The sequence below is a fragment of the Peterkaempfera griseoplana genome (assembly GCF_001418575.1).
Taxonomy (GTDB): Bacteria; Actinomycetota; Actinomycetes; order Streptomycetales; family Streptomycetaceae; genus Peterkaempfera; species Peterkaempfera griseoplana.
Genome location: NZ_LIQR01000163.1, coordinates 1 through 20,443, shown reverse-complemented (window position 1 = coordinate 20,443; position 20,443 = coordinate 1). Strand labels below are relative to the sequence as shown.

Sequence of the window (20,443 nt, the reverse complement as noted above, 5' to 3'; positions counted from 1 at the left end):
GTGTCGGGGCGGTGCGGGGGTAGGGGGTGCGGGCGTACTGTGGTGGCCGCGAATCCCCGGGGCTGCTGTGAGCGGCGCACTTCTGTGTCGTATGTCCGGAACGTCCCCTAATGTGACGCTGCCGTGAGGTCGCGGCGGACCGTGGGAGTCCGCAGCGAGCGAACCGTCCGATGGGAAGGGGATCGATGGAGCAGCGCACCGTCGTCCGTTGTGCCGAAGGGCACCTGTTCAGCACCAGCACGTTCCCGATGCAGCATCTCGGCCCCGGGCGGTTGGGGCCGGGGCGGCTGATCCGCTGTCCCCGGTGCGGGCGGTTGCGGAGTTCGGTGCCTGCAGACGTGGAGGCGCTGTCGGTGCGGCAGTTGGCACGGGCGATGCGGCTGGAGGCGCCGGAGTTCCTGGCTTAGGCCTCGGCGGGCCCCGGCGCGGATTGGGCCGGGGCCCGCTGCTGCACGTAACCTCTTTGCGTGCTGCTCTCTGACAAGGACATCAGGGCCGAGATCGACAAAGGCCGGGTGCTCATCGACCCGTATGAGCCGGAGATGGTCCAGCCGTCCAGTATCGACGTCCGGCTGGACCGCTATTTCCGGGTCTTCGAGAACCACCGCTACCCGCACATCGACCCTGCCGTGGAGCAGCCCGATCTGACCCGGCTGGTGGAGCCGGACGGGGACGACGCCTTCATCCTGCATCCGGGTGAGTTCGTGCTGGCGTCGACCTACGAGGTCGTCACGCTCCCGGATGACATCGCGTCACGGCTGGAGGGCAAGTCGAGCCTGGGCCGGCTGGGACTGCTGACGCACTCCACGGCGGGCTTCATCGACCCGGGCTTCAGCGGGCACGTCACGCTGGAGCTGTCCAATGTCGCGACGCTGCCGATCAAGCTGTACCCGGGTATGAAGATCGGCCAGCTGTGCATGTTCCGGCTGACCTCGCCGGCGGAGCACCCGTACGGCTCCCAGCGGCACGGTTCCCGCTACCAGGGGCAGCGGGGCCCGACGCCCTCGCGTTCGTACCTCAACTTCCACCGCACCCAGGTCTGACGGCTCGGGACCGGGCGCGGTGGGCCGGGGCGGCCGGCTGCCGAGCGGCCGGGGCGGCCGGCTCGGCGGGCGCGTGGCCGCCCCGGACGGGTCATGACGTCTTCTTGTTGACGCAGAGTACGTACGACCGGCTGCCCGACTGCTGCTTGAGGGCCGTGTCGGACAGGTTGTTGCACGTTCCCGTCGCGGTGGAGTTCTCCACCACGCGGACCACGGTGTAGTCGGCGTTGTCGTCGGTGCACGCCACCGTGGACACATTCGGGTTGTCCTTGGCGCCGGCCACATGAATGCATTCCCCGACGGCCGCGTGACCTGGTTCGCCGGCGCCGGCAGAGCGCATACCGAACCAGGCCGCGGCCGCCACCGCAACGATGGCGACTGCGGCTATCAGCGGTTTCCTGCTCTTTCGGCGGGGGCCGCCGGTATTGCCGTCGCCGGCCGATGCGGCCGGAGTCGGAAGGGGCGCGCCGTCGGAAGCGTGCCAGGAGTGCTGCGGTGCCGGAGTGGTCATAGAACACGTCCTTGCAGGGTGGTGCGGGGACCTGAGAATCCCGGAACGCTACCGATTCCCTACGCGTTGTGTAAGAGCTGTGCACGCACGGGTGGAGTTCGGTTGCAAAGTCGTGATCTTTTGATGGCGGAAGCCGGGCGTACGCGGATCAGGGAGGGTCATGCCCGCTTCGGTGTGGTGACCGCGGTGAGTTCGGTGCCGTCCGCGGAGAGGGTCAAATCCGCCGTCAGCGAGGTGAGTTCTCCCAGCCGGTGCAGATGGGAGCCTCCGCAGAAGATGGCGGCGGTTCCGGCCGGAAGGTCGCAGGCCCAGCGGCGCCGTGCGGTGAGCTCCGGCCCGGGGACCTCGATCCGGACCGCGGCGTCGGCCCCGACCCAGGCGGCGAGCTGATCGTTGACCGCCCGGGTGATCGCCGGCAGCGCCTCTGCGAGGGCGGGGAACTCCTCGGTGGCCTCCGCGGTGAAGCCCTTCTTCCGCAGCGACTTGCCGAGCCGGTAGACATCGGTGCTCGCCACGGTGTCCATCCGCGAGGAGGACATCGCCAGGCTGTCGAAGTCCGGGTGCCCGAAGGCGTCGCTCCGGCCGGGGTCCTTGCGCCAGCGCGGGGCCAGGGCGGCGTTGAGGGCCAGGGCCAGCAGATGGCAGCCCGTGTGGGCGGCGGAGAGGGCTGCACGGCGGCCGGCGTCGACCCGCAGGTCGGCCACCGTCCCCAGCAGGTCCGCCGCTGCCAAGTCCCCTGCGAGCAGCGCCTCCGGCGGCTCCACCACGTGCAGCACCAGCCATGCCCAGTCCTCGTCGCCGCGCCGCACCGGGATGTCGGCGCCGACCACGATGCCGTCGGAGCCCGGGCCCACGGCCCCGGTGAGGCAGTCGACGACGGCCAGTCCGGTGCCGGCCACGGTGAGGGTGCCGGTGTCGGCGGGCTGGTCCGGCCAGGTGTGGTCCAGCGGGTGGAAGGGGGTGGCCTCGGTGACGATGCCGTACCGTCCGGCGCCCAGGTCGTGGACGGCGACGACCGGTGAACGTCCCTCCGTCGCGCCTGCGGGGAAGCTGACCTGGGTGGAGGTGGTGGGGAGGGGCATACGGGTTCTCCGGGTGGGTGGCGTTGCCAGGGCGTGCTGCGGCCTTGTGGGCCGCACCCATCCTCGCACCGCCCGGGAGCGGCCGGTCAGCTCAGGGTCGGCAGCTTGATCAGGATGAGCAGCGCCACCAGCTGCAGGGCCGCGGCCCCCGCAGCCTTGCCCCAGGGCAGGTCGTGGACGCGGCGGACCATGGTCGTCATCAGCCCGGCGCAGAGCAGCCAGCTGGCCCACCCCAGGACCTGCACAAAGCCCCCGTCGGCGGGCAGGAAGAGCGCGAAGAGCAGCCGGGGGCTGTCGGTGGTCCAGGCGATCAGCGCGGAGAGCCCCACCGTGGGCTGCCACAGGCCGTCGCCCCCCATCTGCCGGGCCAGGGCATGGGTGACCGCGCCGAGGGTCGCACCGGCCGCGATGAAGCCCACGGCCGCACCGACCAGGGTCCAGAGCGCCACCGAGAAGGTGGAGTGCAGCACCTCGCTGCGGGTGTCGCCGAACCCGAAGACCGCCAGTACCCCGTAGACCAGGGAGACGGTCAGCGCGGGCAGCCACACCTGGTGGACCCGCATCCGTTCGAAGGTCTGCGACGGGTTGAGGTACATCCCGGTGAGCAGGTCGCGCCAGTGCAGCCGGGGACCCCCGGTGGGCGGCCCGACCCGGCCGCCGGCCCGGTAGACCGCGACATGGTCCTCACCGGGTGCGGCGTACCCGGGGCCGGCCGGGGGGCCGTAGGGGTGCTCGATGGTGAAGGCCCGGGTGTGGCCGGGGTTGTCCCAGGCGGCCGGGCGCGGAGCCGGCTGCTGCCGCTCGTCGCCGAAGTACTCGGGCATGCCGGTGGGGCTGCCGCCGTACGGGTCGCCGCCGGGGCCCTGGTCGTCGTACGCAGCCCGTCCAGGCTGCTGCTCGCCGCGGTAGCTGCCGAAGGCGCCCGCGGGCGGGGCCGAGGGCGCGCCCGAACCGCTTCCGTGCTGCTGGGACGCGGGGCCCCATCCCTGCCGAGGGTCCGCCCCGCGGCCGTCGTCGTATCCGTTGCCAGCCACGCTCCGACGGTACCCGCAGACGGTGTCGGGGCTGCGCGGTGCCGGGCAACCCGGACCTCTTTGCATCCCACTTGTGACACGTCGCAGGTGGGCGGGCGGTGGCGGCCGCTGCGGGCGGGTGCCGGACGCTGCAGGGTGCGGCGCGGCCCACGGCTGCGGCCGGACCGGGGGACCGGACGTGGAACGGCCCGGCCGGGCGCCGCGGGGATGCGGCGGCCGACCGGGCCGCTGGGTGTCCGGTGCCGGTCTGCGGTGCCGGTCAGGAGTCGGCGGGGTCCCGCTCCTGCCGCTCCGCCTTCCCGGCCTCCTGCTCTGCCTCTTCGGCCTGCTCGGCAGGCTGCTCCGGGGCCTTCTCGCCGGCCTCGGCGGCCTTGGGGGTCGCCGGTGCCTTCTCGGGTTCCGCAGCCTCCGGTGCCTCAGGTGCCTTCTCAGCCTTCGCAGCGTCCGGGGTCTCCGGTGCCGCTGCGGCCTTGGGGGCACCCGCGGCCTCGGGGTCCTTCCCCGGCTCGGCGGTCGCCGCGGTCCGCGGAGCCTCGGCAGCCCCGCCGGCCGCCGTGGAAGCCCCGGCCGTCCCGGCCGTCGTCAGGCTCGGCGCAGGCGCCGCCGCCGTCGGGCTCTGCGCGGTCGTGACCCGGTCCGCCGCCTTGGCGCCCACCAGCGCGGGCTCCGGCTCGGGGTCGGGCTCGGGGAGCGCCTTGACGGAGTCCAGCAGCAGCTGGGCCACGTCGACGACGCGCAGGTGCTCCTTGGCGGCGCCCTCGTTCTTCTTGCCGTTGACCGAGTCGGAGAGCATCACCAGGCAGAACGGGCAGGCGGTGGAGACGATGTCCGGGTTGAGGGAGAGCGCCTCGTCCACCCGCTCGGTGTTGATGCGCTTGCCGATGCGCTCCTCCATCCACATCCGCGCGCCACCCGCGCCGCAGCAGAAGCCCCGCTCCTTGTGGCGGTGCATCTCCTCGTTGCGCAGGCCGGGGACCTTGCCGATGATCTCGCGCGGCGGGGTGTAGACCTTGTTGTGACGGCCCAGGTAGCAGGGGTCGTGGTAGGTGATCAGGCCCTCGACCGGGTTGACCGGGACCAGCTTGCCCTCGTCGATCAAATGCTGCAGCAGCTGGGTGTGGTGGATGACCTCGAAGTGGCCGCCCAGCTGCGGGTACTCGTTGGCGATGGTGTTGAAGCAGTGCGGGCAGGTGGCCACGATCCGCTTGACCGGGGCGTCCTCCAGCACCGTGTTCAGGGTCTCGACGTTCTGCGCGCCGAGCATCTGGAAGAGGAACTCGTTGCCGAGCCGCCGCGCCGAGTCACCGGTGCAGGACTCCTCCTTGCCGAGGATCGCAAACGACACCCCGGCGGTGTGCAGCAGCTCCGCGAAGGCCTTGGTGGTCTTCTTGGCCCGGTCCTCCAGGGCGCCGGCGCAGCCGACCCAGTACAGGTACTCGACCTCGGCCGGGTCGATGTCCTCGCCGATGACGGGGACCTCGATGCCGGTCTCCTTCTTCAGCTCCTTTACCCAGTCCAGGCGGGCCTTGGTGGCCATGCCCCAGGGGTTGCCCTTGTTCTCCAGGTTCTTGAGCATCGTCCCGGCCTCGGTCGGGAAGGAGCTCTCGATCATGACCTGGTAGCGGCGCATGTCGACGATGTGGTCGATGTGCTCGATGTCCACCGGGCACTGTTCGACACAGGCGCCGCAGGTGGTGCAGGACCACAGCACGTCGGGGTCGATGACCCCGTTCTCCTCCAGGGTGCCGACCAGCGGGCGCTCGGCCTCGGCCAGCGCGGCCGCCGGGACGCCGGCGAGCTGCTCGGCGGTGGCCTGCTCCTCGCCCTCCATGTCTCTGCCGCCGCCGGCCAGCAGGTAGGGCGCCTTGGCGAAGGCGTGCTCCCGCAGGTTCATGATCAGCAGCTTGGGGGAGAGCGGCTTGCCGGTGTTCCAGGCGGGGCACTGCGACTGGCAGCGGCCGCACTCGGTGCAGGTGGAGAAGTCGAGGATGCCCTTCCAGGAGAAGTGCTCGACCTGGGAGACGCCGAAGACCGCGTCGTCCGCCGGGTCCTCGAAGTCGATCGGCTGCCCACCGGAGGTCATCGGGCGCAGTGCGCCCAGGGCGACGTCGCCGTCCTCCTCGCGCTTGAAGAAGATGTTGAAGAAGGCGAGGAAGCGGTGCCAGGCCACACCCATGGAGGGGTTGATGCCGATGGTGATCGCCCAGGCGAAGGAGATGCAGATCTTCAGCATCGCGAAGAGGTAGACCAGGTTCTCCAGCGCACCGTGCGACAGGCCGCTGAACGCCCGCGCCAGCGGATAGCTGACGAGGTAGGAGGCCTGGTAGGAGTCCACTCCGGCCAGCGCGCCCTCCAGGCCGCGCAGCAGCATGATGCAGAGGCCGATGCCCAGGATGGTGTACTCGACGTAGAAGGCCTGCCAGGCGATGGAGCCGGCGAAGCGGCTCTTGCGGCCGGCCCGCGAGGGCAGGCTCATCAGCCGGATCACCATCAGCACCAGAATGCCCAGCGTGGTGAGCGTGCCGATCAGCTCGACGAAGACCTCGAAGGGGGCCCAGTCCCCGATGACCGGCAGCAGCCACTCCGCGTCGAAGAGCTGCCCGAAGGCGTTCACCAGGGTGAGCACCAGGGAGAAGAAGCCCACGGCGACGAACCAGTGGGCGACGCCGACGACCCCCCACCTGTTCATCCGGGTGTGACCGAGGAACTCCTTGGCCACGGTCTTGGTGCGCTGCGCCGGGTTGCCGGTACGGGTGTCGTCGGGCTGTCCGACCGTGACGACCTTGTAGATGTACGCGGCCGCGCGGGCGGCGAGCGCGATGCCGATCACGCTGGTGACCAGCGAGATGACGATCGCTGCGAGCTGCATCGGCTGCTCCGTCTCCTCCGGCGGTGGGGTGGTTGGTGGGGGCTGGACTTCTCCCCTCCCTCGGAGTGTACCCATCGGTAACTTAAGAGGGCGGGGCGGGTCGGACACTACTGGGCGGTGTGGTCCGTTCAGAAGATCCCCCGGCTATGGCCGCTGTCACGTAAGGCAACACTCACCCTGCCGGGCGAATCCCGCCACCCGCTGGGCCATCGGCAGGAAACTTGAGCGGGCCTGACTCACCTCTGTTGACAGCGCTGCGCCGGTGAGGCACGCTTGAGCCTGTTCAGCTCAACTTCTGGTGGAGGTATTCAACGATGGCTCGCGCGGTCGGCATCGACCTCGGTACGACGAACTCCGTCGTCAGCGTCCTCGAAGGCGGTGAGCCCACCGTCATCACCAACGCCGAGGGCGCCCGGACCACGCCGTCCGTCGTCGCCTTCGCCAAGAACGGCGAGGTGCTTGTCGGCGAGGTCGCCAAGCGTCAGGCGGTCACCAACGTGGACCGCACCATCCGGTCGGTGAAGCGCCACATGGGCACCGGCTGGAAGGTGAACATCGACGGCAAGGACTTCAACCCCCAGCAGATCAGCGCCTTCATCCTGCAGAAGCTCAAGCGGGACGCCGAGGCCTACCTGGGTGAGAAGGTCACCGACGCCGTCATCACCGTCCCGGCGTACTTCAACGACTCCGAGCGGCAGGCCACCAAGGAGGCCGGTGAGATCGCGGGCCTCAACGTCCTGCGCATCGTCAACGAGCCCACCGCCGCCGCTCTCGCCTACGGCCTGGAGAAGGACGACCAGACCATCCTGGTCTTCGACCTCGGTGGTGGCACCTTCGACGTGTCGCTGCTGGAGATCGGCGACGGCGTGGTCGAGGTCAAGGCCACCAACGGTGACAACCACCTCGGTGGTGACGACTGGGACCAGCGCGTCGTCGACCACCTGGTGAAGACCTTCCACTCCGGCCACGGCGTCGACCTGTCCAAGGACAAGATGGCGCTGCAGCGCCTGCGTGAGGCGGCCGAGAAGGCCAAGATCGAGCTCTCCTCCTCCAGCGAGACCTCGATCAACCTGCCCTACATCACGGCCTCCGCCGAGGGCCCGCTGCACATGGACGAGAAGCTCACCCGGGCCCAGTTCCAGCAGCTGACCGCAGACCTGCTGGAGCGCTGCAAGACCCCGTTCCACAACGTCATCAAGGACGCCGGCATCCAGCTGTCCGAGATCGACCACGTGGTCATGGTCGGCGGCTCGACCCGTATGCCCGCCGTCGCCGAGCTCGTCCGCGAGCTGACCGGCGGCAAGGAGCCCAACAAGGGAGTCAACCCGGACGAGGTCGTCGCCATCGGCGCCGCCCTGCAGGCCGGTGTGCTCAAGGGTGAGGTCAAGGACGTCCTGCTGCTGGACGTCACCCCGCTGTCCCTCGGTATCGAGACCAAGGGCGGCATCATGACCAAGCTGATCGAGCGCAACACCACGATCCCGACCAAGCGCTCCGAGATCTTCACCACGGCCGAGGACAACCAGCCGTCGGTGCAGATCCAGGTCTACCAGGGCGAGCGCGAGATCGCGGCCTACAACAAGAAGCTCGGGATGTTCGAGCTGACCGGTCTGCCGCCGGCGCCCCGCGGCGTCCCGCAGATCGAGGTCACCTTCGACATCGACGCCAACGGCATCATGCACGTCGGAGCCAAGGACCTCGGCACCGGCAAGGAGCAGCGGATGACCGTCACCGGTGGCTCCGCGCTGCCGAAGGACGACATCGAGCGCATGATGCGTGAGGCCGAGCAGTACGCGGACGAGGACCACAAGCGCCGCGAGGCCGCCGAGACCCGCAACCAGGCCGAGCAGCTCGTCTACACCACCGAGAAGTTCCTCAAGGACAACGAGGACAAGGTGCCGGGCGATGTGAAGTCCGAGGTCGAGGCCGCGGTCGCCGACCTCAAGGAGAAGCTCAAGGGCGAGGACGTCGCCGAGATCCGCGAGGCCACCGAGAAGGTCTCCACCACCGCGCAGAAGCTCGGCCAGGCCCTGTACGCCAGCGCCGGTGCCGACGCCGCCGGTGCGGCGGGTGCCGCGGCCGGCCCCGGGGCGGGCGAGGCCCGCGCCGAGGACGACGTGGTGGACGCGGAGATCGTCGACGACGAGAAGCGTGAGGGTGGTGCCGCGTGACCACGGAGGACCCGCAGGGCTTCGCATCGGAGCCCGGCGACGCCTCCGAGGGTGCCCAGGCCGCCGGCGCCGCTGACAAGGCGGCGTCGGAGGCCACCGCGGAGGGCGACGCCGGCGCCGACGCGGGTGCCAAGGGCAGTGGCGCGGACGACGGCGCGGCCGCCGTCCGGCGCCAGCTGGCCGAGCGCACCGCCGATCTGCAGCGGCTGCAGGCCGAGTACCAGAACTACCGCAAGCGGGTGGAGCGGGACAGGCTGACGGTGCGTGAGATCGCCGTCTCCAATGTCCTGGAGAGCCTGATCCCGGTCCTGGACGACATCGGCCGGGCCCGTGAGCACGGTGAACTGGTGGGTGGCTTCAAGCAGGTCGCCGAGTCGCTGGAGACCGTGGTCGCCAAGCTGGGGCTGCAGCAGTTCGGCAAGGAGGGCGAGCTCTTCGACCCGACCGTGCACGAGGCCCTGATGCACAGCTACTCGTCGGACGTCACCGAGACGACCTGTGTGCAGATCCTGCAGCCGGGTTACCGCATCGGTGAGCGCATCATCCGCCCGGCCATGGTGGCGGTGGCGGAGCCGCAGCCGGGTACCCAGTCCACGGCCGCTCCCGACGCGGAGGACGCCAAGGGCGACGGTGCCGAGGAGAGCTGACCGTGCGGGCGCTGCGGAGCCGTGTGCCGGGATCCCCGGTACGCGGTTCCGCGGCGCCGTCGCAGTGACCGAGTGCACCGCCGGAAGGAGGAGTCTCCGTTGAGCACCAAGGACTACGTGGAGAAGGACTACTACAAGGTCCTCGGCGTGCCCAAGGACGCCTCCACGGCAGAGATCAAGAAGGCGTACCGGAAGCTGGCGCGGGAATTCCACCCCGACGCCAACAAGGGCGACGCCAAGGCGGAGGAGCGCTTCAAGGAGATCTCCGAGGCCAATGACGTGCTGTCCGACCCGGGACGGCGCAAGGAGTACGACGAGGCCCGCAGCCTCTTCGCCGGCGGCTTCCGGGGCGCCGGCCAGGGCGGGGCGGGCTTCGGCTTCGACCTCGGCGACCTCTTCAACGGCCAGCAGGGCGGCTCCGGCGGCGGTTTCGGCGGCGGTATCGGCGATGTCTTCGGCGGGCTCTTCAACCGCGGGGGCGGCCGGCAGGCGCCGCGCCGCGGTGCCGATGTGGAGTCCGACGTCACCCTGGACTTCGACGAGGCCGTCGACGGCGTCACCGTGCCGATCCGGATGACCAGCCAGGCGCCGTGCAAGGCGTGCTCCGGCACCGGGGCCAGGGCCGGCACCACCCCCAGGGTCTGCCCCACCTGCGTCGGTTCCGGCCATGTCAGCCGCGGGCAGGGCGCCTTCGCGCTCTCCGACCCGTGCCGTGACTGCAAGGGCCGCGGGCTGATCGTCGACGACCCCTGCGACGTCTGCCACGGCAGCGGCAGGGCCACCTCCGCCCGCACCATGCAGGTCCGCATCCCGGCCGGGGTGCAGGACGGGCAGCGGATCCGGCTCAAGGGCAAGGGCGCCCAGGGCGAGCGCGGCGGCCAGCCCGGCGACCTCTACATCACCGTCAATGTCCACCCCCACCCGGTGTTCGGGCGCAAGGGCGACAATCTGACCGTGACCGTGCCGGTCACCTTCCCCGAAGCGGCGCTGGGCGGCACCATCGAGGTACCGACCCTCGGCGGCCCGTCGGTGAAGCTCAAGCTGCCCCCGGGCACCGCCAACGGGAGGACCCTGCGGGTCCGTGGCAAGGGCGCCACCCGCAAGGACGGCACCCGTGGTGACCTCCTGGTCACCGTGGAGGTCGTGGTGCCGCACGAGTTGGCCGACGAGGCGCTTGCGGCCCTGGAGCAGTACCGTGAGGCCACCGCCTCGGACGACCCGCGAGCCGCGCTCTTCAAGGCGGCGGAGGGAGCGTGACCTGATGGACCCCAGAGGCACCGGAGGCATCGGACCCGGTGTGGGCGACGGCCTGCCGGGCGGGCCGCGCCCGTCCCGTACGACGGACGGTGCAGGCGGGCTGCCCCGCAACCCCTACCACCTGACCGAGGACACCCCCGTCTACGTCATCTCGGTCGCCGCCCAGCTGTCCGGGCTGCACCCGCAGACCCTCCGGCAGTACGACCGCCTCGGTCTGGTCTCCCCGGACCGCGCGGTGGGCCGCGGCCGCCGCTACTCGGCCCGCGACATCGAGCAGCTGCGCGAGGTGCAGCGCCTCTCCCAGGAGGAGGGCATCAACCTCGCCGGCATCAAGCGCATCATCGAGCTGGAGAACCAGGTCACCGCCCTCCAGAACCGGGTCGCCGAGCTCCTTGACGCGGTCGAGGGCGCTGCCGCCGCCATACAGCAGCGGGAGGCTGCGGTCCATGCCTCCTACCGCCGCGACCTGGTGCCGTACCAGCAGGTGCAGCAGTCCAGCGCCCTGGTGGTCTGGCGTCCCAAGACCAAGCGCTCGGGGCAGTAGAGACAGGTGCCGCAGGCCGCCGCCCACTGCAGGTCAGTGGGCGGCGGCCTGCGGCTTTGCAGCGGGGATGTCCTGAGGCCCCGTGAACGAAGGCCTTCGCCGCGGCGGTGGGGACCCCGGACGCAGCCGCCCCGATCCGCGCTGCCGACCCGGTGTGCTGCTCTGCCCGGGCGAGGGCCGGACGGGGCAGCATGCCGACGGCGCGACGGCGCGACGGCGGCCGAGGGGCACGTTCCGGCCGTTGTGTGCGTGTCCCCGCCCTGGAGTCGATCTGGGCTCAGCCAGGCTGCGCGGAGGGCTCTTTGAGGGCCTGTCGGCCCCCGGAGGGCGGGTGCTCAGGCCGGGCGGCCCCGATGGCCCGGGCTCTGCAGCCAGCGGCGGTGGGCGACCTGCCAGAGGGTCTCGCTGATCGGGGCGGGCAGCCGGAGAGCCGCCGCCATCAGCTCGACGGTGGAGGGTCTGGGTGCGTCATGTCCGTCCTCCAGCGCGGCGAGAGTCCGGGTGCCGATGCCGGTGGCCTCGGCGAGCTCCTGGAGAGCCAGACCCGCCTGCTGGCGCAGTTCCCTCAGCAGAACTCCGAAGTCGGTCCGTTCGGGTGTGCCCGTCTCCCGCGTCATGACTGCGCCGGTGCTCCCCTGTCCTCACTGGGCCGGTGGCCGGTAGCCGGGTGGTCGGCGGGGCGCGGCCGGCGCTCGCTGAGGCGCCGGCCGCACCCGTGGCAGTCAGGGTGAGGCCACCCGGTGCCGCGCCGCCCCCCAGCGGGCGCCACCGCCGGCGGTCGGCGGAACGCTGCCACCGCCGGGGACTCCCCTGGGACCGCACTGCCCCGTCCCCGGCGTGGCTCCACGCTCTCGCGCGTACCCGCGCGCCACAAGGCGTGCACGCGATCATCTTCCTGCGTTTGCAATGAGATGAGGGGACTGGAAGGCTGTCGGAACATCGACAACCACCTGGCGGGGGCTGCGGCGGAACCATGAGCCGCCGTCGGGCGTCCAACCCCTGCGTGAAGCGGGGGCGGACCCCCGTCGTACGGCGGGGGTGGTGCGTCATCTCGCTGCCAGGCATCGAGATGACACGGGGTGCCAGTGGACGCGCGGTGCGCGCGGGATGGACGATCGGTGCTACCCCCTCAAGGCGCCGGGCCCGGCCGCCGATCGTCCCGCTCACCGCACCGTCACCAGGGGCAGGCATTCCCCCGGTCGGCCGTTCCCCCGGAGTCGACAATGAGTGATGTCTTCGCACGTCCCGGCGCGCACCGTATGCACACCCCCCGACGTGCCCGAGTGTTCCTCGCCGCACCGCTGATGCGGCTCACCGGCCCAGCCGACAGCGTGGTCACGCTGGCCAGCCGCACTCGGCTCACCGCACTGCGTTCCGCACTGCTGCGCTCCGGCGCCGCGGTGTTCAGCGCCCACCACAGCGATGCCTGGACGGTGGCCGGCAGGGTGCCCGAACCGAGAGTCCCCTCGGACTACCGGGCCATGCAGTCCGCCGACCTGGTCTTCGCCTATGTGGGCGCCCCCCTGTCGGCCGGCGTCAGCCTCGAGCTCGGCTGGGCCTCGGCGCTGCGCAAGCCCGTGGTGCTCCTGGTCGAGGAGGCCGTCACCTACAACCCGCTGATCGCCACCATCGAGCAGGTCGCCCCCGTACTCCCGCTGGTCTTCGACGATTCCTGGTCGCCTGACGCCCTGGGGCACACCGTGGAGACCGCACTCGACTGGGCGGGCATGGCCCTCTCCAACAGCGAGGGCTTCTGGACCGCCCCGGAGGACGACCTCTTCGGTCTGCACCGGGCCGCGGTCGGCGAGGGCTGACAGCGCACCTCCATCTGCTGCACCGGCTGCGGGGCCGGGTCAGGTCAGTTCGGCGAGGGCTCCCGGGTGCCGTGGGCGTACGCGGCCACGGCGGCCTCCACTCGTGACCGCATCGCCAGCTTCTTCAGGATCGCGGCGACATGGAACCGTACGGTGCGTTCCGCGATGCCCAGGGTCCTGGCGATCTCGCGGTTGGAGTCGCCGGTCGGAAGCAGGGTGAAGATCTCCAGCTCGCGGCTGCTGAGCCGGGTGACCGCCTGCGCCGCCCGGTCCGGGGGCGGGGGCGGCCCGGGCACCGGGCGGCCGGATGCTTCGCGTGGTCGTTCCTTCTGCTGAGTGAGCACGGCAGACCCCCTGTGGCGTGCAAGAACGGCAGCTGGTCTCTGGGAGCGCTCCCAAGAACAGATCGACTCTTTCCCAGCGTGCGGGCCGCGGGCAAGGCGTCCCTCCGCTCATGTTCATGCATCTGCAGCAAGGTGACGCAATGTGAGTGGCCGGCTCGCCAATTCAACCTTGAGCGGATTAGACTCAACTTGTCTTACGTTGCACAAGGCAGGTCGGTGACCGCCGACTGCCACCCGCGATCCGGAGGAAGCGCAGACAGTGGACGCGAGCAAGTTCACCACCAAGACCCAGGAGGCGCTGTCGGCAGCCATCCGGCAGGCGGCGAATGCGGGAAACCCCGATGTCGCGCCGGTGCACGTGCTGCTCGCCCTGCTGGAGCAGCCCGAGGGCACCGCCAGGCCGCTGCTGGAGGCCGTCGGCGCCGATGTGCAGCGGGTGCGGGCAGCCGCCCAGCGCCTGGCCGAGGCGCTGCCCAGCGCCCAGGGCTCCACCGTCTCCGCCCCGCAGCTGGCCCGGCAGACCATGGCGGTCATCACCGACGCCGGCAAGCGGGCGGCCGATCTTGACGACGCCTATGTCTCCACCGAGCACCTGCTGGTCGGCATCGCCGCCGAGGGCGGCCAGATCGCCGATGTGCTCACCTCCGAGGGGGCGACCCCCAGGGCGCTGCTGGACGCCTTCAAGGAGGTCCGCGGCAGCGCCAGGGTGACCAGCCCCGACCCGGAGGGCAGCTACAAGGCGCTGGAGAAGTACGGCGCCGACCTCACCGAGGCCGCCCGGTCCGGCCGCCTGGACCCGGTGATCGGCCGTGACCAGGAGATCCGCCGGGTCGTCCAGGTGCTCTCCCGCCGCACCAAGAACAACCCGGTGCTGATCGGTGAGCCCGGCGTCGGCAAGACGGCCGTGGTGGAGGGGCTGGCCCAGCGCATCGTGGCCGGTGACGTGCCGGAGTCGCTGCGCGGCAAGCGCCTGGTCGCCCTGGACCTGGGCGCCATGGTCGCCGGCGCCAAGTACCGCGGTGAGTTCGAGGAGCGGCTCAAGGCCGTGCTGAACGACATCAAGGCCAGCGACGGCCAGGTGATCACCTTCATCGACGAGCTGCACACCGTCGTCGGCGCGGGCGCCGGCGGCGACTCCGCGATGGACGCCGGCAACATGCTGAAGCCGATGCTGGCCCGCGGTGAGCTGCGCATGGTGGGCGCCACCACGCTGGACGAGTACCGCGAGCGGATCGAGAAGGACCCGGCGCTGGAGCGCCGCTTCCAGCAGGTCTTCGTGGGCGAGCCCTCCGTCGAGGACACCATCGCCATCCTGCGCGGCCTCAAGGGCCGCTACGAGGCGCACCACAAGGTGCAGATCGCGGACGCCGCACTGGTCGCCGCCGCCACCCTCTCCAACCGCTACATCACCTCGCGCTTCCTGCCCGACAAGGCGATCGACCTGGTCGACGAGTCCGCGTCGCGGCTGCGGATGGAAATCGACTCCTCCCCGGTGGAGATCGACGAGCTGCAGCGCTCCGTCGACCGGCTGCGGATGGAGGAGATGGCCCTGGAGAAGGAGTCGGATCCGGCGTCCGTGGCCCGGCTGGAGAAGCTGCGCCGCGACCTCGCCGACCGGCAGGAGCAGCTGTCCGGGCTGACCGCCCGCTGGGAGCAGGAGAAGAAGAGCCTCAACCGGGTCGGTGAGCTCAAGGAGCGGCTGGACGGCCTCCAGGGGCAGCTGGAGCGCGCTCAGCGCGACGGCGACTTCGAGACGGCCTCCCGGCTGATGTACGCGGAGGTCCCGGCGGCCGAGCAGGAGCTCGCCGAGGCCCAGGCACGGGCGGAGGACGAGGACACCGCCACCTCCTCCATGGTCAAGGAGGAGGTGGGGCCGGACGACGTCGCCGATGTGGTCGCCTCCTGGACGGGCATCCCCGCCGGCCGGCTGATGGAGGGCGAGACCGCCAAGCTGCTGCGGATGGAGGAGGAACTCGGCCGCCGGCTGATCGGCCAGCGGACGGCCGTGCAGTCGGTCTCCGACGCGGTGCGGCGCTCGCGCTCCGGCATCGCCGACCCGGACCGGCCCACCGGCTCCTTCCTCTTCCTCGGCCCCACCGGTGTCGGCAAGACCGAGCTGGCCAAGGCGCTGGCCGACTTCCTCTTCGACGACGAGCGGGCGATGGTCCGCATCGACATGAGCGAGTACGGCGAGAAGCACTCGGTCTCCCGGCTGGTCGGCGCCCCTCCCGGTTACGTCGGCTACGAGGAGGGCGGCCAGCTGACGGAGGCGGTGCGCCGCCGCCCGTACAGCGTGGTGCTGCTGGACGAGGTGGAGAAGGCCCATCCCGAGGTCTTCGACGTGCTGCTGCAGGTGCTGGACGACGGCCGGCTGACCGACGGGCAGGGCAGGACGGTGGACTTCCGCAACACCATCCTGATCCTCACCTCCAACCTGGGGTCGCAGTTCCTGGTGGATCCCGCGACGCCGGAGGAGCGCAAGAAGGACCTGGTGCTGGAGAGCGTGCGGGCGGCCTTCAAGCCCGAGTTCCTCAACCGGCTGGACGACATCGTGGTCTTCGACGCCCTGGGCACCGAGGAGCTGACCCGGATCGTCGACCTGCAGGTCGCCCGGCTCGCCGACCGCCTCAAGGACCGCCGCCTCACCCTGGACGTCACCCCCGCGGCCCGCGACTGGCTGGCGCTCACGGGTTACGACCCGGCGTACGGCGCCCGGCCGCTGCGCCGCCTCGTGCAGTCGGCCATCGGCGACCAGCTGGCCAAGGAGATCCTCTCCGGGCAGGTGCAGGACGGTGACACCGTGCTGGTCGACCGGGACGAGACGGGCGACCGGCTGACGGTGGGCACCGCCGAGACAGGGCCGTCCCTGTCCAAGACGGTCTGACGGGGGAAAGCGGTCGGACAGGGGAAAACGGTCGGACGGGGGTCGTCCCAGGTGTGTCAGCGGTGGTCGAGCGGGCAGGCTGAGTGGAGGTGGCGGCAGCGTAGTGAGCCGTACCGTTGCCGGCCGTCCTCGAAGGACCTTCGCACCGGATCCGAGGGCCTCCGTCCCTCCCTGCGGACAAGCATCCGGCGGACGCTGCGCCGCGGTGGAGCTATGGGGGAGGATGGCAGCCGAACCGTATCGAAGGGACCAGCTGTGAGTATCGACCCGTCCTCCATCCCGTCCTTCGGCATGCCCCCGCAGCAGCCGGGCGGCGGCCAGCCGAACCAGACGCCGCCGGTGGTGGTGCCGGACCAGGATCTGGTCAAGCAGCTGCTGGACCAGATGCAGCTCAAGCACGTCGTGGACGAGGAGGGGGACCTCACCGCGCCGTGGGAGGGCTTCCGGGTCTACTACATGTTCCGGGGCGAGGAGAACGAGCTCTTCGCCGTCCGCGCCTTCTACGACCGGGCGTACCCGATCGAGCAGAAGGGCGAGATCCTCGATCTGATCGACGAGTGGAACCGGGACACCCTGTGGCCCAAGGTCTACACCCACACCCATGAGGACGGCGTGGTCCGCCTCATCGGTGAGTCGCAGATGATCGTCGGCATGGGGGTCAACCTGGAGTACTTCGTGGCCACCACCGCCAACTGGACCAACGCCGCCGTCGGCTTCGAGCAGTGGATGGTCGAGCGTCTCGGCCTGCAGAAGGAGGTCGACGGCGAGGACGGCCAGCCCGGCGCCGACTCCGACGAGGGCTGACACCCTCCGCAGCGCTGCGCCGAAGGGCCCGGCTCCCCGTTCACCGGGGCCGGGCCCTTCGGCCTTCCTCCGGGGGCGGCGGCGGACAAGCTCTGAGCTTGCTCAAGTCTGCTTTGGCCGGGCGCGCGCGGGGGGACACCGCGAGCAGGAACGGCGACAGCACAGCACAGGGGGGAAGCCGTGGTACTCGTCTGGATCATCATCATCGGGGCCCTGATCGGCCTGGCAGGCGCCGTACGGCGCGCGACCAGGGGAGGCGCGGGCAGGGCCGGCAGGCGCCGGGGCCGCTGGTCGGGCTCGTCGGGCAGCGACGGCGGCAGCTGGTGGGCGGCGGGTGACGGGGGCAGCGGAGGCGGCGGCCACCACTCCGGGGGCGGCCACCACTCGAGCTGCGGTTCGAGCGGGCACAGCCACAGCTGCGGCTCCAGTTGCGGTTCGAGCTGCGGTTCCAGCTGTGGTTCGAGCTGATCGGAAGAGGGAACCGGGGGGTCGCAGCCGAAACGGCTGTTCGTGACGAATGGCCGTTCGTAGCTCAGATGGGTAAATCACCGGCGGACGCCCGGAATTCATGCTTTCCTCTCTGAGTCATCGACGTCTCCTTCCCCGCCACGGCCGGCCATGTCGGCGAGCACGCGGAGCCGAGAAATGCTCACCACACTGCAGACCTCCTACACCGACACCCGGGCCGGCGAACTGGCATGGTGCCTGGGCAGCGCTCCGCTGCCCGCGCTCGCCGTGCTCGACCTGGACTTCGGTCCGGCCGCGCTGCAACTGCGGCTGCTGGGCGCCTCGCACCAGGTCCTGCTGGCGGACGAGCAGGGGATCTGCTCCGAGACGGTCGCCTGCCTGCCGGGCCGGCGGGCACCGCTGCCGGCCAGGGTCGCGGAGCGGCTGCGGGGGTGGGAGTACGAGTTCGCGGCCCGGATCGAGACGCTGCCGCGCCACGCCTTCGCGGCCCGCGCCCAGGAACTGCTGGCCCTGATGGAGGGCCACCCCAGCGGCCTCGCCGGAATCTTCCCCGGCGATCCCAGCGCCTTCACGGCACTGGTGGCGAACGGCGACGGGCAACGGCTCCAGTGGCGCACCTGGCACGCCTATCCACAGGAGGGGACGCTGGTCTGCACGCGGTCGGCGCTGACTCCGGAAAGTGTCGTTCAGCTCCGTTAATCGCTCACCAGGGCGAGGTGTCAGGGAATTCCGGCGATCTATCGCTCAATCGGGTGACGAGAATTCCGGCAGGTGTCGCCTAGCGTTTCTTTGTGATCGAGCAGTCGACTGGAACGGCCACGCTCCGCCCCGTGACCGGCGCCCCGCCCGACCCCCGCCGGCAGCCGGCGGGCATAGCGCCGGGCGCCGCCCGGCTGCTGGTGCTGCTGGCGACCTTCGTCTGCGCGGCCTGCGGTCTGGTCTACGAACTGGAGCTGGTCGCACTCGGCGGCCGTCTGCTGGGCGACCCGGTCACCCAGACCTCCGTCGTGCTGTCGGTGATGGTCTTCGCCATGGGCATGGGCTCACTGCTCGCCAAGCACCTCACCCACCGTCCCGCCACCGCCTTCGCCGTGGTGGAGGCCGTGCTCGCCCTGGTCGGGGGGCTCTCCGGGCTGGGCCTCTACGCCTGCTGGGTCTGGCTCGGACACTGCCGGGCGGTGACGGTCGCACTGGCCGCCCTGATCGGGATGCTCATCGGCGCGGAGATCCCGCTGCTGATGACGCTGATCCAGCGCATCCGCCGCCAGGACGCCGGCCGGGCGGTCGCCGACCTGTTCGCCGCCGACTACGTGGGTGCCCTGGTCGGCGGGCTGGCCTTCCCCTTCCTGCTGCTCCCCGCCTTCGGGCAGGCCGCCGGCGCGCTGGTGGCGGGCGCCGTCAACGCGGTGGCCGGCGGAGTGGTGGTGCTGTGGCTCTTCCGGGACGAGCCCGCCCCCCGTACCCGGCTGCTGCTGTGGGCGGGTTGCGGACTGGTGCTGGCCGCCCTCGGCGCCGCCGCCGCCGGTACCTCCAGCGTGGAGAGGGCGGCCCGCCACGCCCTCTACGGCGACCGGGTCCGCTTCGCCGAGCAGAGTCCCCATCAGGAGATCGTGCTCACCGGTGCGCCGACCGGCGCCGGCCTGCGGCTCTATCTCGACGGTCGGCTGGCGGTGTGCGGTGCGGACCAGCAGCCGATCCGCAGGGCCCTGGTGCAGCCCGCCATGGCGGGGAGGCACAGCCGGGTGCTGGTGCTGGGCGGCGGTGACGGCCTCACGGCGCGCCAGGTGCTGGACCATCCCGGCGTACGCCGTGTGCTGGCGGTGGACCCGGATCCCGCCCTGGTCCGGCTGGCCAGGCACGACCCGGCGTTCGTCGCGCTCAACCGGCGCTCACTGGACGATCCCCGGGTCCGGGTGGAGACCGCCGACCCGCTGGCCTGGCTGCGCGGAGCGGCCGCCGGGCGGCCGTTCGACGTGATCCTCGCGGACCGGCCGGAGACCGCGGGGGAGCGCGGCGCCGAGCTGTGGACCGAGGAGTTCTACGGCCTGGCCGCGCGGCTGCTGGCCCCCGGCGGCCGGCTCGCGGTGTACGCGGGGCCGCTGGACGAGGCCGGGTGGCAGCGGTTCTGGGGCGTGGAGGCCACTCTGCGCTCCGCCGCCCTGCACACCGTCCCCTTCGCGGTCCCGGCCGGATCGGCGCGCTGCGGTGACCCGGTGGAACAGGGGTTTCTGCTGGCGGCTCCCGCTCGCGGCAGTGCGCTGCCGCGCCCACCGGCGACCGGCCGGGACCTGCACCGCGGCCACCGGGCTCCGGAGGCCGCCACGCTGCTTCACCCGCTGGAGTGAGCCCGCCGGGCCGGGGCGCGGGCGGGGTCGCCATTTCGGCCGGGCGCGCCGCGTGTCCGCCGCAACGCTCTTCCCGCCCCGGGGCCGGTGGGTAGGCTCCACACATGGAGCATCAGGTCCTCGTCCCGCTGCCGGCCCGGCTCGTCCGGCAGGCGCTGTGTGAGCCAGGGCTGCCGGCCCGGTGCGTGCCGGGGCTGACCGTGGACCGTCCCGCGCAGGCCGGCGGGCCGGCCGCGGCACGGCTGCGGCTGCGGGCGGGCGGTGCCACCATCACCTATCGCGGCGAGTTCACCGTCACCCCCGAGCACGCCGCGGACGGCGGTGCGGTGTCGGTGTCGGTGGTGGCGGACGGCCAGGAGTCACGCGGTACGGGCGAGGCGTCCGCGGTGCTGCGGATCGCGGTCCGGGAGGAGTCCTCCCACACGGCCCTGCTGGTGGTCACCGGTGAGGTGGTCGCCAAGGGGCGACTGGCCGAGTTGGACGCCCCCACGGTCGCCGCGGCCGGACGGCGGCTGCTGGAGCGCTTCGCGGTCGCACTGACGGCGGCCGCCGCCGAGGAGGCCGAGCAGCCGGCGGACGCCGAGGGCGTCCAGGACGGCCTCGCGGCCGGGCCCGGCGGCTCAGCC

At 71.5% G+C, this 20,443-nt stretch carries 16 protein-coding genes and 2 pseudogenes; 12 read left to right on the top strand and 6 right to left on the bottom strand.

Annotated features, from left to right (window positions below; genetic code table 11):
• The first annotated feature begins 170 nt into the window (after window positions 1-170).
• Window positions 171-407 (top strand): hypothetical protein, encoded by a 237-nt coding sequence (locus AOK09_RS13380; RefSeq protein WP_407675398.1) that lies wholly within the window; start codon window positions 171-173, stop codon window positions 405-407.
• Between the two features lie 60 nt (window positions 408-467).
• A complete protein-coding gene (gene dcd, locus AOK09_RS13375; protein WP_055587391.1) occupies window positions 468-1,043 on the top strand; it encodes a dCTP deaminase in 576 nt (191 codons plus the stop codon).
• Between the two features lie 91 nt (window positions 1,044-1,134).
• Here dcd and AOK09_RS13370 read toward each other — a convergent pair whose 3' ends face one another.
• From AOK09_RS13370 to AOK09_RS13355, 4 genes and pseudogenes are all read right to left on the bottom strand, one after another.
• Window positions 1,135-1,383: an LppU/SCO3897 family protein gene (locus AOK09_RS13370; protein WP_456153966.1), complete on the bottom strand. Its 249-nt coding sequence runs from the start codon at window positions 1,381-1,383 to the stop codon at window positions 1,135-1,137.
• A 329-nt stretch (window positions 1,384-1,712) separates the two neighbouring features.
• Window positions 1,713-2,636 (bottom strand): alanyl-tRNA editing protein, encoded by a 924-nt coding sequence (locus AOK09_RS13365; protein WP_055587389.1) that lies wholly within the window; start codon window positions 2,634-2,636, stop codon window positions 1,713-1,715.
• 86 nt (window positions 2,637-2,722) lie between these two features.
• Window positions 2,723-3,670, bottom strand: a complete 948-nt coding sequence (locus tag AOK09_RS13360; RefSeq protein ID WP_055587388.1) for a Yip1 family protein — start codon at window positions 3,668-3,670, stop codon at window positions 2,723-2,725.
• A 658-nt stretch (window positions 3,671-4,328) separates the two neighbouring features.
• Window positions 4,329-6,539 (bottom strand): annotated as a pseudogene (locus tag AOK09_RS13355) (heterodisulfide reductase-related iron-sulfur binding cluster); the annotation flags it as partial.
• 314 nt (window positions 6,540-6,853) lie between these two features.
• Here AOK09_RS13355 and dnaK point away from each other — a divergent pair.
• The 4 genes from dnaK to AOK09_RS13335 all read left to right on the top strand — a co-directional run bounded on the left by dnaK (window position 6,854) and on the right by AOK09_RS13335 (window position 11,158).
• Window positions 6,854-8,710 (top strand): molecular chaperone DnaK, encoded by a 1,857-nt coding sequence (dnaK, locus tag AOK09_RS13350; RefSeq protein ID WP_055587387.1) that lies wholly within the window; start codon window positions 6,854-6,856, stop codon window positions 8,708-8,710.
• Window positions 8,707-9,357, top strand: a complete 651-nt coding sequence (gene grpE / locus AOK09_RS13345) for a nucleotide exchange factor GrpE (protein ID WP_055587386.1) — start codon at window positions 8,707-8,709, stop codon at window positions 9,355-9,357. Before dnaK ends, grpE begins: the two co-directional genes overlap by 4 nt.
• A 99-nt stretch (window positions 9,358-9,456) precedes the next feature.
• On the top strand, window positions 9,457-10,614 hold the full coding sequence (gene dnaJ, locus AOK09_RS13340; protein ID WP_055587385.1) for a molecular chaperone DnaJ: 1,158 nt from the start codon (window positions 9,457-9,459) through the stop codon (window positions 10,612-10,614).
• 4 nt (window positions 10,615-10,618) lie between these two features.
• Window positions 10,619-11,158 (top strand): heat shock protein transcriptional repressor HspR, encoded by a 540-nt coding sequence (locus AOK09_RS13335; protein WP_079063020.1) that lies wholly within the window; start codon window positions 10,619-10,621, stop codon window positions 11,156-11,158.
• A gap of 335 nt (window positions 11,159-11,493) precedes the next feature.
• Here AOK09_RS13335 and AOK09_RS13330 read toward each other — a convergent pair whose 3' ends face one another.
• Window positions 11,494-11,775 carry a helix-turn-helix domain-containing protein gene (locus AOK09_RS13330; RefSeq protein ID WP_055587384.1) on the bottom strand — a complete coding sequence of 94 codons (282 nt, stop codon included), beginning with the start codon at window positions 11,773-11,775 and terminating at the stop codon, window positions 11,494-11,496.
• Window positions 11,776-12,381: 606 nt separating this feature from the next.
• On the opposite strand from AOK09_RS13330, the gene AOK09_RS13325 reads away from it, so the two are divergent.
• A complete protein-coding gene (locus tag AOK09_RS13325; protein ID WP_055587383.1) occupies window positions 12,382-12,972 on the top strand; it encodes a hypothetical protein in 591 nt (196 codons plus the stop codon).
• Between the two features lie 44 nt (window positions 12,973-13,016).
• Here AOK09_RS13325 and AOK09_RS13320 read toward each other — a convergent pair whose 3' ends face one another.
• Entirely contained in the window at window positions 13,017-13,316 is a 300-nt protein-coding gene (locus AOK09_RS13320) for a response regulator transcription factor (protein WP_157875888.1), read from the bottom strand.
• Between the two features lie 259 nt (window positions 13,317-13,575).
• On the opposite strand from AOK09_RS13320, the gene clpB reads away from it, so the two are divergent.
• The 5 genes and pseudogenes from clpB to AOK09_RS13295 all read left to right on the top strand — a co-directional run.
• A complete protein-coding gene (gene clpB, locus AOK09_RS13315) occupies window positions 13,576-16,200 on the top strand; it encodes an ATP-dependent chaperone ClpB (RefSeq protein WP_055587381.1) in 2,625 nt (874 codons plus the stop codon).
• Between the two features lie 255 nt (window positions 16,201-16,455).
• Window positions 16,456-17,004, top strand: a complete 549-nt coding sequence (locus AOK09_RS13310; RefSeq protein WP_055587380.1) for a type III secretion system chaperone family protein — start codon at window positions 16,456-16,458, stop codon at window positions 17,002-17,004.
• Between the two features lie 645 nt (window positions 17,005-17,649).
• Window positions 17,650-18,171, top strand: a complete 522-nt coding sequence (locus AOK09_RS13305) for a DUF2617 family protein (protein WP_055587379.1) — start codon at window positions 17,650-17,652, stop codon at window positions 18,169-18,171.
• A gap of 131 nt (window positions 18,172-18,302) precedes the next feature.
• Window positions 18,303-19,817 carry a polyamine aminopropyltransferase gene (locus AOK09_RS13300; RefSeq protein ID WP_055587378.1) on the top strand — a complete coding sequence of 505 codons (1,515 nt, stop codon included), beginning with the start codon at window positions 18,303-18,305 and terminating at the stop codon, window positions 19,815-19,817.
• Window positions 19,818-19,921: 104 nt separating this feature from the next.
• Window positions 19,922-20,443, top strand: a pseudogene (locus AOK09_RS13295) (carbon monoxide dehydrogenase subunit G); the annotation flags it as partial.